Genomic DNA, 13,340 nt, shown 5'->3' on the forward strand with positions numbered 1-13,340 from the left:
CCCCGGCACTCTCCAGTGCCGGGGCCCCCGTTGCCGTACGAGCGTCAGAGCTTGTCGATCACGTAGTCGATGCAGTTCGTCAGCGCCTCGACGTCCGCCGGGTCGATCGCCGGGAACATCGCGACACGGAGCTGGTTGCGGCCGAGCTTGCGGTAGGGCTCGGTGTCGACGATGCCATTGGCACGCAGGGCCTTGGCGACGGCCGCGGCGTCGATCTCGTCGGCGAAGTCGATCGTGCCGATGACCTGCGAGCGCTTGGCCGGGTCGGTGACGAACGGGGTCGCGTACTTCACGTCCTCGGCCCAGCCGTACAGCGTGCGCGCGGAGGTGGCGGTGCGGCGCACCGACCAGTCCAGACCGCCCTGGCCGTTGATCCACTCCAGCTGCTCGTTGAGCAGGAAGAGGGTCGCGAGGGCGGGGGTGTTGTACGTCTGGTTCTTGCGGGAGTTGTCGATCGCCGTCGGCAGGCTGAAGAACTCCGGTACGTGGCGCCCGCTCGCGTGGATGCGCTCGGCGCGCTCGATCGCGGCCGGGGAGAAGACGCCGATCCACAGGCCGCCGTCGGAGGCGAAGGACTTCTGCGGGGCGAAGTAGTAGACGTCGGTCTCGGCGATGTCGACCGGGAGGCCGCCGGCGCCACTCGTCGCGTCCACGAGGACCAGGGAGCCCTCGTCGGCGCCCGCGACCCGCTTGATGGGGGCGGCGACGCCGGTGGAGGTCTCGTTGTGGGTGAACGCGTACACGTCCACGCCCGCCTCGGCGGCCGGCTCCGGGTGCGTGCCGGGGTCGCTGGTGATCACGGTCGGCTCGGCCAGCCAGGGAGCGAGCTTCGAGGCCTTCGCGAACTTCGACGAGAACTCGCCGAAGCTCAGGTGCTGGGACTTGTTCTCGATCAGGCCGTGGGTCGCGATGTCCCAGAACGCGGTGGAGCCGCCGTTGCCGAGGACGACCTCATAGCCGTCGGGCAGCGAGAACAGCTCGCGCACGCCTTCGCGCACCTTGCCGACCAGGTTCTTGACGGGGGCCTGGCGGTGAGAGGTACCGAGGAGGGAACTGCCGGTGGCGGCCAGCGCGTCCAGCGCTTCCGTCCGCACCTTGGAGGGGCCCGCGCCGAAACGTCCGTCGGCGGGCTTGATGTCAGCGGGAATCCGGATCTCAGCCACGACGGGAGCCTAACCGTTTCCGGAAACGTGGGTGAAACGTCGTCCGTCGGCTGAGACGCGCGGGGCGCTACGGGTCCCATACCGGGGACCAGCCCCCGGACCCCCGCTCCTCGAACGCCGGAGGGGCTGGTTTCAGCCCGTCCGGCGATTGAGGACGAGCGCATCAGCGCGATACGGGGGTCTGGGGGCGGAGCCCCCAGGTACGGGACGGGTAGGGGCGGCGGGGGCGAGGAAAGGCCTGGGTCCTACAGGGCCGGCACAGGAGTGAAGCGCACGGGGAGTTCCGTGAGGCCGGGCAGCCAGGGTGAGGGGCGGCGGGCGAGCGACCCGGCCGGGACGGCGAGGTCGATGTCCGGGAGCCGGTCCAGCACGACCTCGATACCGGTGCGCGCGATGACCTCCGCCACCTCCTGCGCGGGGAACGGACACCGGTGCGCCCCGTGCCCGAAGGAGAAGTGGGCCCTGTTCCCACCGGTGAAGGCGGACCCGTCGGTGCGGACCTGCGGGTCGGAGTTGGCGCCCTGGAGACCGAGGAGCAGCAGCTCGCCGGAGCGGATGTGACGGCCACCGAGCTGGGTGTCGCGGGAGGCCCAGCGACCGGCCACGTTCTGGAGGGGGGTGTCCTCCCACAGGACCTCGTTCATCGCCTCGGCGACACTGTGCCGGCCGCCGAACAGCGATGCCGCGAACCGTTCGTCGGTCAGCATCAGCCGCAGCGAGTTCCCGATCCAGTCCGCGGTCGGCTGGTGGCCCGCGACCATCATGACCATCAGGTCGTGGGCGATCTCCTCGTCGGTGAAGCCGGCGGGATCGGCGAGCATGCGCGACGCGACGTCGTGCGCGGGCGCGGCCTTCCGCTCGGCCACCAGCCGCGCCGTGCAGGACGCGAGGTGCTGCCGGCCGGCCGGCGCGCCCTCCCGCCCGTTGACCATGCCGTTGAGGGCGGTGACCAGCCCCGGGCCCTGTTCGTCGGAGAAGCCGTACAGCCGTGCCAGGACGCGGACCGGCAGCAGGGCCGCGTACTCCGTGACGATGTCCGTCTCGCCCTTGGCGCAGATCGCGTCGATCAGCTCGTCGGCGAACTTCTCGGCCTGGGCGCGCAGTTCGTGGGGGTCGGTGGCTCCGAGCGCGTTGCCGATCATCGCGGCGCGCTCACGGTGGCGTGCGCCGACCGTGTGGAGGACCGACGGCTGTCTGCGTCCGATCATCGGCAGCAGCGGCCAGTCGCCGGGGATGCGGTGCCACTGGTTCCACAGGCCGGAGTCCCGGCTGAACAGCACGGGGTCGCCGGTGACTTGGTGCAGCTCGCGGTAGCCGAGCACCAGCCAGGCCGGTACGTCGCCGTCGAGCACGACCGGCGCCACGGCACCGTGCTCGCGTCGCAACTCCCGGTACAGCGTGGCGGGTTCGGTCCGGAACCTGGACCCGCTCAGGGGCACGGGTGCGGGCTCCGGCGTCACCGGGCCAACTCCGGGGAGCGGAAGGCGTTTTCGGCGGCGACACCGGTGGAGGTGGGCGTCGGGACGCCGGCCGGCTGGACTGCGTACAGGGTCTGGAGGTGTTCGACGAGGGTGATCAGTACGCGCTTGCCGGACTCGCGGGAGCGGGCGTCGCAGTCGAGCAGGGGGATGCCCGGGTCGAGGTCCAGGGCTTCGCGGACCCGGTGCGGGGTGTGGGCCGGGCCGCCGAAGTCGTTGCAGGCGACGATGAACGGTGTGCCGTGGTGCTCCAGGCGGTCGATGGCGTACCAGGAGTCGCCGATCCGGCGGGTGTCGACCAGGACGACCGCGCCGAGCGTCCCGGAGAACAGCCGGTCCCACAGGAACCCGAAGCGCTCCTGGCCGGGCGCGCCGAAGAGGTACAGCACATTGCGGGCGTCGAGGGTGATCCGGCCGAAGTCGAAGGCGACGGTGGTCGCGGTCTTGCCGCGGACCTCGCTGAGGCCGTCGACGGCCTCGCCGGCCCGGCTGATCGTCTCCTCGGTGCTGAGGGGACGTATCTCGCTCACGGAGCGGACCAGGGTCGTCTTGCCGACGCCGAAGCCGCCGACGATCACGACCTTCAGGCCGTTGTCGGCGGTGGCCCCCAACGGGGTCCTCGCGTCAGAGGTTGCGGAGTCCAACGAGCACCTGCTCCAGGATGTCGGGATCGGGCGGACCGGAGGGAACGGCCCTGCGGGGGTGGCGGGCGCTGACCCGGCCCGCGGCGAGGAGGTCGGAGAGCAGGATCCGGGTGATGGTCACCGGCAGCCGCAGCTCGGCCGAGATCTCCACGACCGCCGTGGGCCGCTCGGCCAGCCGCAGGATCGCCGCGTGCTCCGACTGCATCCCCGGTACCGGACCGCACTCGGCGACCACCAGCGTCACCAGGTCGAACGGGGTGTCGGGCCCGGACCGGCTGCGCCCTCCCGTGAGGGTGTAGAGCCGGTCGGGCGCGTCGTCCCTGCCCGGCCGGCTCATGACGTACGCGGTTCCGCGCGCAGGTGTTCGCCCAGCTGCTCGACCAGCTCACTCATGTGGTGCCCGACCAGGCCCGCGTCGGCGTCCTCGGCCGCGATCACGGCCAGATGCGCGCCCTCGCCCGCCTCCACGATGAACAGCACCCCGCCGTAGAACTCGGCCATGGCCGAGCGCACACCCCCGCTGCCGTCGCCGAACTCCATGGACGCCCCGTAGGACAGCGACTGGATGCCGGCGGCGATCGCGGCGAGCTGATCGGCCTGGTCGACGGAGAGCTCCGGCGTACGGCACAGCTTCAGCCCGTCACGGGAGAGCACGAGCGCGTGCCGCGCGCCCGGGGTGCGCTCCAGCAGGCCCTTGATGAGCCAGGCGAGCTTCGCGTCGGCGGTCGTGATGCCGGTCATGGGGTGGTGTCGCCTTCCGGATGCGAGGAGGGGTGCGAGGAGAGGGAGGAGGGGGAGGAGGGGGAGGTTGGCTGGGGGCCGGTCTGCGCGGTGCGCGTCGCTTCCTGGGGTACGGGGGCTGCGGCGCCCCTCTCGTACGGGGCGCCCATCGCCGGCTGGGAGCCGGTCGCCGTGGCGCGCGTGGCCTCCTGGGGCGCGGTCCACATGGGGGCGCGCTCCGGCGCCGCGGGGGCGCTCGCGGGGGTCGCGTTCCCCTCGGGGGTGCCGCCGGCGAAGCGGCTCCCGGTCGCGTCGTCCCGCGCGGCGGCCGGGTCGTGCGCCGAACCGCGTACGGCCTGCCGGAAGCTGCTGAAGCGGGCGGCCCGGGTCCTGGCGCCGTACCCGTACCGGTCCCCGTACCCGTCCCGGTTCCCGTCGGCGTCGGCGTCGGCGTTGGCGTCGGTGGAGTCGCCGTCGGTCCGTCCCGCCGTGCCCGCCGTGCCCGCCGTGTCCGCGGTGTTCGCCGCCTGGGCGAGCCCGCGCTCGGCCGCGGCGAGGGTGCGGCCCCGGTGCCGCTTGGGCAGGCCGCCGGTGGAGTCCGGGTCGTAGTCGGTGCCGGTGCCGGTGCCGGTGTCGATGCAGGTGTCGCTCGCGCCGTCGGTGTCCGGATCGGTGTCGGTGCTGGTGTCGGTGTCGGACCGGGTGGGCGACTCGTGGGTCGGGACCGGGTCCGGGTCGAGGTCGGCAATGGCGCGGCCGGCGGCGTACGACGCGCGGGGCCGTACGTCGGCGTCCTCGCCGTCCTCGGCGGTGGCGGGCGCGGGCAGGGTGCTCGGCTGGGGCGCGGTGGGCTCGGCGGGCCAGGGCAGGGGAGCGGTGGGCTCGGGCAGCGCGGGCAGGGGGGCCGTGGGCTCGGCGGGCACCGGGAGGGGAGCCGTGGACCCGGACGGCGGGGTCGCCGGTATCGCGAGGAGGGCCTGGGGGATGAGCACCAGAACACCCGTACCGCCGCGCGCGGACGGCCGGAACGACACCGTCAGACCGTGCTTGCGGGCCAGCCGGCCGACCACCGCGAGGCCGAGCCGGGTGCCCGTGAGGCCGCCGAGCTCGCCGGTGTCGCCGGACACGGCCCGCTCCGCGCGGCGCAGCTGTACGTCGCCCATGACCAGGCCGCTGTCCTCGACGGAGACGATGACACCGGCCGGCACCTGCTCGACGTACACGTGCACTTCGGCGGTCGGCGGGGAGAAGTTCGCCGCGTTGTCGAGGAGTTCGGCGAGCGCGTGCATGACGCCCTCGGCGGCGTGGCCGGAGACGGCGGCCTCGCTGGCGGAGTGGACGCGGACGCGCTGGTAGCCGCTGATGCGGCCCATCGCGCCGCGCAGGATCGACTCCATGACGATCGGGCGGGCCCAGCGGCGGCCCGTGCGGGCGCCCGCGAGGACGGCGACGGAGTCGGCGAGCCGGCCCGCCTGCGCGGTGCGGTGATCGAGGTGGAGGAGGTCGGCGAGGACCTCCTCGTCGGAGTGCCGTTCCTCCATCGCGCGCAGGTCGGCGAGCATGCCGGTGGCCAGCGCCTGCATCCGGCCGGCCGCGTTGGCGGTGGCCGCGACGGCGGCGTCCCGGGCGTTCGCGGCCTGCCGGGCCCGTTCGGCCAGCCGGGCGTTCTCCTCGGCGAGGCGGCCCCGGTCGTCCGTGAAACGCATCCGCTCCTGGGTGAACTCCTCGGTGAGAAGGGCCCGTTCGCGTACGAACTCCTCGGTGAGCCTGACCCGTTCGCGGGCGGCCTCCTCGGCGTGCCGCGCACGCTCCTGCGCGAGCTCGCTCGTCAGACGCGCGCGTTCCTGTGCGAGCTCGCCCGTCAGGCGCGCGCGTTCCTGCGCGAACTCCTCGGCCAGCAGGGCCCGTTCCCGCAGCAGCCGGGCGGCGTCCGCGGTCACCGTGTCGAGGCGACGGCGGGCCAGCTTCGACCGCTGCGTGGCGCGGGCCGCCACCGTGACGGCCGCGCACAGCAGGACCGCACCGGCACCGGCACCCCAGGCGAGGGGCACGCGCGCCGAGTCCGGCGCGCGGAAGACCACGCCGAGGACCGCGACGGCGCAGAGCGCGGCGGTGAGCAGAGGGGCGGGGGCGACCGTGCGGAACGTGGGCCGTTCGCCTGGGGGGAGGGGCGCGGTCATGAATCGTGTCCTCGGTGGGGGCCTCGGTCGTGTTCTGGGCGAGATTCCTGTTTCTGCGCGTGGAGCGACGCCTGATGCCCAACAAGCCGTCACTATATGAGAGTTGGTGATCGAATTGGGCAGGTTCGGCTTCTGGCCGCGGAATCCGGCCGGTTCCGGACGGCCCCTCCGGGCGCTCACCGGAAGCGTGCCGCCGGGTCACTGTCAGTGACGGGATGCATCCTGGAGACATGACAGATCCCGGGGAGCTTCGAGCCGCACTGGTCAGGGCCGTCCGCGGCGAGGTCGCGTTCGACGTGACGGCGCGGGCGCTGCACACGATGGACGCGTCCAACTACCGGCGCGTCCCACTCGGTGTCGTCTCCCCGCGCGACGCGGACGACGTGGCGGCCGCCCTGTCGGTGTGCCGGGAGCGCGGGGTGCCGGTCGTGCCGCGCGGCGGGGGCACGTCGATCGCCGGGCAGGCGACGGGCACGGGCGTGGTCCTGGACTTCACCCGTCACATGAACCGGCTGCTGTCGCTGGATCCGGGCACGCGAACGGCCGTGGTCCAGCCGGGCCTTGTCCTCGACCGCCTCCAGGAGGCGGCCGCCCCGCACGGGCTGCGTTTCGGCCCGGACCCCTCCACGCACGGCCGCTGCACCCTCGGCGGCATGATCGGGAACAACTCGTGCGGCTCGCACTCGGTCGCCTGGGGCACGACGGCGGACAGCGTGCGGGAGCTGTCGGTGGTCACCTCCCGCGGCGCCGCGCTGCGCCTCGGCCAGGACTGGGCCGGCGCCCCCGAGGGCCTGCGCCCGCTGGTGGACGGCGAGTTGGCGCGGCTGCGCACGGGCTTCCCCGACCTCCCCCGCCGTATCTCCGGATACGCGCTGGACGCCCTGCTCCCCGAGAACGGCGCGGATGTCGCCCGCTCCTTCTGCGGCTCCGAGGGCACGCTGGGGGTGCTGACGCAGGCCGTGGTGCGCCTGGTCGAGGCCCCCCGCGCGCGTGCGCTGGCCGTGCTGGCGTACGCGGACGAGAGCGCGGCGGCGGAGGCGGCCGCGGGACTCCTGCCGCATGGGCCGCTGACGGTGGAGGGGATGGCGGCCGACCTGGTGCGCTCCGACGCGGGCCTGCCCAGCGGCGGGGCCTGGCTGTTCGTGGAGACGGGCGGGGCGGACGCGGGGGAGGCACGGGCGCGGGCGGACGCGGTCGTGCGCGCCGCCGACGTCCTGGACTCCCTGGTGGTCACGGATCCGGCCGGGCAGCGCGCCCTGTGGCGCATCCGCGAGGACGCGAGCGGTACGGCGACCAGGATGCCGGACGGCAGCGAGGCGTGGCCCGGCTGGGAGGACTGCGCGGTGCCGCCCGCCCGGCTCGGGGCGTATCTGCGGGACTTCCGGGGCCTGTTGACGGCCCACGGCCTGCGCGGCACCCCGTACGGGCACTTCGGCGACGGCTGCATCCACGTACGCATCGACTTCGACCTCATGACGACCCCCGGGGTGGCCCGCTTCCGTCGTTTCTCCGAGGAGCTGGCGGAGCTGGTGGCCGCCCACGGCGGCTCCCTCTCGGGTGAGCACGGCGACGGGCAGGCGCGGGCGGAGCTCCTGCCGAAGATGTACGGCGCCGAGCTGGTCGGGCTCTTCGAGCGGGCGAAGGCCGTCTGGGACCCGGACGACCTGCTCAACCCCGGGATGCTGGTGCGCCCGCACGCGCTGGACGAGAACCTGCGGTTCGCGGTCCTCCCGCGCGAGCCGGTGGACGTGGAGTTCGGATATCCGGCGGACGGCGGGGACTTCTCGGCGGCGGTCCGGCGCTGCGTGGGAGTCGCCAAGTGCCGTACGGAGGCGGTGGGTCCGGGTGCCGCGGCCGGGTCCGGGGTGATGTGCCCCTCGTTCCGTGCGACGGGGAAGGAGGAGCACTCCACGCGCGGCCGAGCCAGGCTGCTGCACGAGATGCTCGCGGGCGAGGTGGTGACGGACGGCTGGCGCTCGACCGAGGTCCGGGACGCGCTCGACCTGTGCCTGTCCTGCAAGGGGTGCCGGACGGACTGCCCGGTCGGCGTCGACATGGCCACGTACAAGGCGGAGTTCCTCCACCACCACTACGCGGGCCGCGCGCGCCCGGCGGCGCACTACGCGATGGGCCGGCTGCCGCGCTGGCTGGATCTGGCCGCCCGGACCCGCTCGGCCGGGCTCATCAACTCCCTCGCCGCCGTACGGCCGTTGGCGGCCGTGGCCCGGCGACTGGGCGGGATCGCGCCCGAGCGACCGCTGCCCCGGCTGGCCCGCGAGCCGTTCAGCCGCTGGTGGTCGCGGAGGTTCCGCGAGCGGGCGGGGGAGGTCGTAGGGGACACGGGGCGAGGCTCTCGGGAGGGGATCCCTGGGGCCGAGCGAGGCGGGGAGCGCGGTGTGCGGGAGGGGTTTTCCGGGGCCGGGCGGGGTGGGGAGCGTGGTTCTCGGGGGGAGTCCGCTGAGGTCGGGCGGGATGGGGAGCGCGGTGCACGGGAGGAGCTTCCCGGGGCCGGGCGGGACGCGGTCGTTCTGTGGCCGGACACGTTCACCGAGTACCTCTCGCCGTCCGTGGGGCGGGCGGCCGTCCGTGTGCTGGAGGCGGCGGGCCTGGCGGTGCTGCTGCCGCCGACGGTGCGACCGGCGACGGCTCCGGTCGGCGACGGGGTGTCGCGGGGGCCGCTCCAGGTGAGCGCCCTCGCGTCCCCGTTCCTGTCGTCCCTGCGCCGTCGCCGCGTCTGCTGCGGTCTGACGTATGTCTCCACCGGCCAGCTGGACCGCGCCCGTACGGTCATGCGCCGCACGCTGGACCTGATGGAACCGGCCCTGGAGGCCGGCCTCCCCGTCGTCGTCCTGGAACCGAGCTGCGCCGCCGCCCTGCGCACCGATCTCCCGGAACTGCTCCACGACGACCCGCGCGCGGCACGGCTGGCGGCCGCCGTGCTCACGTTCGCGGAAGCGCTGGAACGCCATGCCCCGCACTGGACCCCGCCGCGCCTCGACCGCCCGGTCGTCGGCCAGACCCACTGCCACCAGCACGCGGTCCTGGGCGACGCGGCGGACCGCCGGCTGCGCGAGGCGGCGGGCCTCACCGGCGCCCTCGCCGGCGGCTGCTGCGGCCTGGCCGGCAACTTCGGCTTCGAGAAGGGGCACTACGAGGTGTCGACGGCCTGCGCGGAGGAGCAGCTGCTGCCCGCGGTGAGGTCCGCGCCCGAGGACGCGGTGCTCCTGGCGGACGGCTTCTCCTGCCGTACGCAACTGGACCAGCTCGCCGGCCGCAGCGGCAGGCACCTGGCGGAGGTGCTGGCGGAGGGACTGGAGGCGGGTGACGCCGGGTGACCCATCGCACCGCGGCGTAAGCTGCAAAAGGTCTTCACAGCCCTGACGTAGGTCTATTACCCTGGACTCGCAAGTACAGCACGCTGGACGCAGCTCGCTGCGAGCCCAACTCGACCCGAACTCCCTGGACGGCCCCTCGTGAACCTCCCCAGTGCTGACCGGTCCCCGTCGGTCGCCGCGGCCGCGTCGGCGAGCGAGCCGTCCCTCGCCGCGGCGGCGGAGTCCGCGACCACGGGCGGCTCCCGGGGGCTGGGCGCCCTCGGGCCCGTGGGTCTCGTCCTCGCGGGAGGGATCTCCGTGCAGTTCGGCGGGGCCCTCGCGGTGACCCTGATGCCGCGCGTCGGGGCGCTCGGCGTGGTGACGCTGCGGCTCGTCGTGGCCGCGATCGTGCTGCTGCTCGTATGCCGGCCCAAGCTGCGCGGGCACGCGCGCGCCGACTGGGGCACGGTCGTCGTCTTCGGCATCACGATGGCCGGGATGAACGGGCTCTTCTACCAGTCGGTCGCCCGGATCCCGCTGGGCACCGCCGTCACCCTCGAAGTGCTCGGCCCGCTCGCGCTCTCCGTCGTCACCTCCCGCCGCGCGGTCAATCTCGTCTGGGCGGGCCTCGCCCTCGGCGGTGTCTTCCTGCTCGGCGGCGGCGGATTCAGCGGCCTCGACCCCGTCGGTGTCGCCTTCGCCGTGTCCGCGGGCGCCATGTGGGCGGCGTACATCATCTTCAGTGCGCGTACGGGGCGCCGCTTCCCGCAGGCCGACGGGCTCGCCCTCGCCATGGTGGTCGCGGCGGTGCTGTTCCTGCCCCTGGGGATCGTCGAGTCCGGTACGAAGCTGCTGGTGCCGGCCACGATCGGACTCGGTGCCGCGGTTGCCGTGCTGTCGTCCGTGCTGCCGTACACCCTCGAACTGCTCGCGCTGCGCCGGCTGCCCGCCGCCACGTTCGCGATCATGATGAGTCTGGAACCGGCCGTGGCCGCCACCGCCGGCTTCCTCGTCCTGGACCAGGCCCTCTCCGTCACCGAGGCGCTCGCGATCGCCCTGGTCATCGCCGCGAGCATGGGTGCGGTGCGGACCCAGGTGGGCCGGGGCAGGGGCAAGGGGCTCGACGCCACCTAGGTCCCCGCGGGGCCTCCCGTCGGCAGGGCTTCTTCAGGCACGCCCTCCGGGGCGCTTCTTCTGGTGCCGCCAGAAACAAATGCAAGCACGCTTGATTGTTTCTGCGCCCGCTGGCATGCTCCGGGGCACACCGTCGTGCCCCGAGGGGAGCGTGTCGTGTCCGATCCGTCGTCCGTGATTGACGACCTGTGCCGGGAGAGTGCCGAACTCGACCGGCTGGTAAGGGAGTTGCCGGAGCCGCGCTGGGCCCTCGACACCCCCGCGGCGGGGTGGACCGTGGCCCATCAGATCGCGCATCTCGCCTGGACGGACCGGTCGGCCCTGCTGGCCGTGACCGACGCGGAGGCCTTCGCGGCCGAGGTGGAGAAGGCGCTCTCGGCACCCGCCACGTTCGTCGACGAGGCGGCCGAGGCGGGGGCGGGGCTGCCCCCGGACCGGCTGCTCGCCGCCTGGCGGGAAGGACGCGCGGCGCTGGAGCGGGCCCTGCGGTCGGCGCCCGCCGGGACCCGCTTCCCCTGGTACGGGCCGCCCATGTCGGTCGCGTCCATGGCCACCGGGCGCCTGATGGAGACCTGGGCGCACGGACAGGACGTCGCCGACGCGCTGGGTGTGGTCCGCGCACCCACGGACCGGCTGCGGCATGTGGTGCGCATCGGGGTGCGGGCGCGTGACTTCGCCTTCGGGGTACGGGGGCTGAGCGCGCCGGCGGAGGAGTTCCGGGTGGAGGTCGTGGCACCGTCCGGGGAGCTGTGGGCGTACGGCCCCGAGGACGCCGCCCAGCGGGTGACCGGACCGGCGCTCGACTTCTGTCTGCTGGTCACGCAACGGGCCCACCGCGCCGACCTCGCCGTACGGGCGGAGGGCCCGGACGCCGACCGCTGGCTGGACATCGCGCAGGCGTTCGCCGGCCCGCCGGGGGCTGGGCGCCCGGCCGGAAACGCGCCCGTCGAGGCGCCCCGCGGCCGGCCCGCCCCCACCAAGGAGCCCCGCGTATGACCCGGCCCCTCCGGATCGGGAACGCCTCCGGGTTCTACGGTGACCGTTTCGACGCGTTGCGCGAGATGCTCACCGGTGGGCCGCTGGACGTGCTGACCGGTGACTACCTCGCCGAGCTGACGATGCTCATCCTGGGCAGGGACCGGCTGCGCGACCCCGCGCGGGGTTACGCGACGACGTTTCTGCGGCAGCTGGAGGAGTGCCTCGGGCTGGCCCACGAACGGGGCGTGCGGGTCGTCGCCAACGCCGGTGGGCTGAATCCCGCCGGACTTGCCGACGCCGTAAGGGAGTTGGCAGGACGGCTCGGCATCCCGGTCCGGGTCGCGCACGTCGAGGGAGACGATCTCACGCGGCACCACCCGACGAGTCTCGCCGCGCACGCCTACCTCGGCGGGGGCGGGATCGCCGCCTGTCTGCGGGAGGGCGCCGACATCGTGGTCACCGGGCGGGTGACCGACGCCGCGCTCGTCACCGGGCCCGCGGTCGCGCACTTCGGCTGGGGACCGGAGGAGTACGACCGGCTCGCGGGCGCCGTCGTCGCCGGGCACGTGCTGGAGTGCGGCACACAGGCGACCGGCGGCAACTACGCCTTCTTCGCCGGGCATCCCCCGCAGCAGCTGCGCCACCCCGGCTTCCCGCTCGTCGAACTCCACGAGGACGGCACCGGCGTCATCACCAAGCACGACGGCACCGGCGGCGTCGTGGACCTCGGCACGGTCACCGCGCAACTGCTGTACGAGACGGGCGGCGCCCGGTACGCGGGGCCCGATGTCACCGCCCGGCTCGACAGCGTCCGGCTCACCCAGGACGGCCCCGACCGGGTCCGGATCGAGGGCGTACGCGGGGAGGCCCCGCCGCCGACCCTCAAGGTCGGGCTCAACCGGCTCGGCGGATTCCGCAACGAGGTCGTGTTCGTGCTGACCGGGCTCGACATCGAGCGGAAGGCCGCGCTCGTACAGGACCAGATGGAAGCCGCGCTGGACGCCGCCAAGTCCCGTCCCGCGCAGGTGCGGTGGGAGCTCGCCCGCACCGACCATCCCGACGCGCCGAGCGAGGAGACGGCGAGCGCCCTGCTCCGGCTCGTCGTGCGCGACCCCGACCAGAACGCGGTGGGGCGGACCCTCAGCGGCGCCGCCGTCGAACTGGCGCTGGCGAGCTACCCCGGCTTCCATGTGCTCGCGCCCCCCGGAAAGGGCGCGCCCTACGGGGTCTTCGAGGACGTGTACGTCGACCAGGGTGCCGTGGACCATGTCGCCGTCCTCGACGACGGCCGCCGCATCCCCGTGGCGCCGCCCGAGGCCACCCGCGTACTTAAGACGCCGGACGTGCCGCCGCTGCCCGAGCCGCCGCCGGCCGGGGAGAAGTCCCGCCGGGCGCCCCTGGGCCTGGTCGCCGGGGCCCGCAGCGGCGACAAGGGCGGGAACGCGAACGTGGGCGTGTGGGTGCGTGACGACGCGGCCTGGCGCTGGCTCGCGCACACCCTCACGGTCGAGAAGTTCCGCGAACTCCTGCCGGAGAGCGCCGACTTGACCGTCGTACGCCATGTCCTGCCGAATCTGCGCGCGCTCAACTTCGTCGTCGAGGGGATCCTCGGCGAGGGCGTCGCCGCGCAGGCCCGCTTCGACCCGCAGGCCAAGGGCCTCGGCGAATGGCTGCGCTCCCGCCACCTGGACATACCGGAGGCCCTGCTGTGACCGCCCGCCACCCGCAC

Annotated in this window: 10 protein-coding genes; 4 read left to right on the plus strand and 6 right to left on the minus strand. The window is 74.1% G+C overall.

Annotated features, from left to right (window positions below):
- Positions 1 to 44 precede the first annotated feature (44 nt).
- The 6 genes from serC to ACFVYF_RS10035 form a co-directional block, all read right to left on the minus strand.
- The gene (serC, locus tag ACFVYF_RS10010; RefSeq protein ID WP_389453651.1) at positions 45 to 1,163 is read right to left on the minus strand and encodes a phosphoserine transaminase; all 1,119 of its coding nucleotides are present in this window, start codon (positions 1,161 to 1,163) and stop codon (positions 45 to 47) included.
- 245 nt (positions 1,164 to 1,408) lie between these two features.
- Positions 1,409 to 2,602 carry a cytochrome P450 gene (locus tag ACFVYF_RS10015; protein WP_389453654.1) on the minus strand — a complete coding sequence of 398 codons (1,194 nt, stop codon included), beginning with the start codon at positions 2,600 to 2,602 and terminating at the stop codon, positions 1,409 to 1,411.
- 17 nt (positions 2,603 to 2,619) lie between these two features.
- A complete protein-coding gene (locus tag ACFVYF_RS10020) occupies positions 2,620 to 3,252 on the minus strand; it encodes an ATP/GTP-binding protein (RefSeq protein WP_389453657.1) in 633 nt (210 codons plus the stop codon).
- 13 nt (positions 3,253 to 3,265) lie between these two features.
- Positions 3,266 to 3,622, minus strand: a complete 357-nt coding sequence (locus ACFVYF_RS10025) for a DUF742 domain-containing protein (RefSeq protein ID WP_389453660.1) — start codon at positions 3,620 to 3,622, stop codon at positions 3,266 to 3,268.
- Entirely contained in the window at positions 3,619 to 4,026 is a 408-nt protein-coding gene (locus ACFVYF_RS10030) for a roadblock/LC7 domain-containing protein (protein WP_389453663.1), read from the minus strand. The genes ACFVYF_RS10025 and ACFVYF_RS10030 overlap by 4 nt, the downstream gene beginning before the upstream one ends.
- On the minus strand, positions 4,023 to 6,185 hold the full coding sequence (locus ACFVYF_RS10035) for an ATP-binding protein (RefSeq protein ID WP_389453665.1): 2,163 nt from the start codon (positions 6,183 to 6,185) through the stop codon (positions 4,023 to 4,025). Before ACFVYF_RS10035 ends, ACFVYF_RS10030 begins: the two co-directional genes overlap by 4 nt.
- Positions 6,186 to 6,415: 230 nt before the next feature.
- Here ACFVYF_RS10035 and ACFVYF_RS10040 point away from each other — a divergent pair, with 230 nt between their 5' ends.
- The 4 genes from ACFVYF_RS10040 (at position 6,416) to ACFVYF_RS10055 (ending at position 13,323) form a co-directional block, all read left to right on the plus strand.
- Entirely contained in the window at positions 6,416 to 9,520 is a 3,105-nt protein-coding gene (locus ACFVYF_RS10040; RefSeq protein ID WP_389453668.1) for an FAD-binding and (Fe-S)-binding domain-containing protein, read from the plus strand.
- A gap of 138 nt (positions 9,521 to 9,658) precedes the next feature.
- Positions 9,659 to 10,633, plus strand: coding sequence for a DMT family transporter (locus tag ACFVYF_RS10045; protein ID WP_389453671.1), 975 nt, complete (start codon positions 9,659 to 9,661; stop codon positions 10,631 to 10,633).
- A 156-nt stretch (positions 10,634 to 10,789) separates the two neighbouring features.
- Positions 10,790 to 11,629, plus strand: a complete 840-nt coding sequence (locus tag ACFVYF_RS10050; protein WP_389453673.1) for a TIGR03084 family metal-binding protein — start codon at positions 10,790 to 10,792, stop codon at positions 11,627 to 11,629.
- Positions 11,626 to 13,323 carry an acyclic terpene utilization AtuA family protein gene (locus ACFVYF_RS10055; RefSeq protein ID WP_389453676.1) on the plus strand — a complete coding sequence of 566 codons (1,698 nt, stop codon included), beginning with the start codon at positions 11,626 to 11,628 and terminating at the stop codon, positions 13,321 to 13,323. Before ACFVYF_RS10050 ends, ACFVYF_RS10055 begins: the two co-directional genes overlap by 4 nt.
- Positions 13,324 to 13,340: the final 17 nt, after the last annotated feature.

The organism is Streptomyces sp. NPDC058274, assembly GCF_042881375.1.
Lineage (GTDB): Bacteria > Actinomycetota > Actinomycetes > Streptomycetales > Streptomycetaceae > Streptomyces.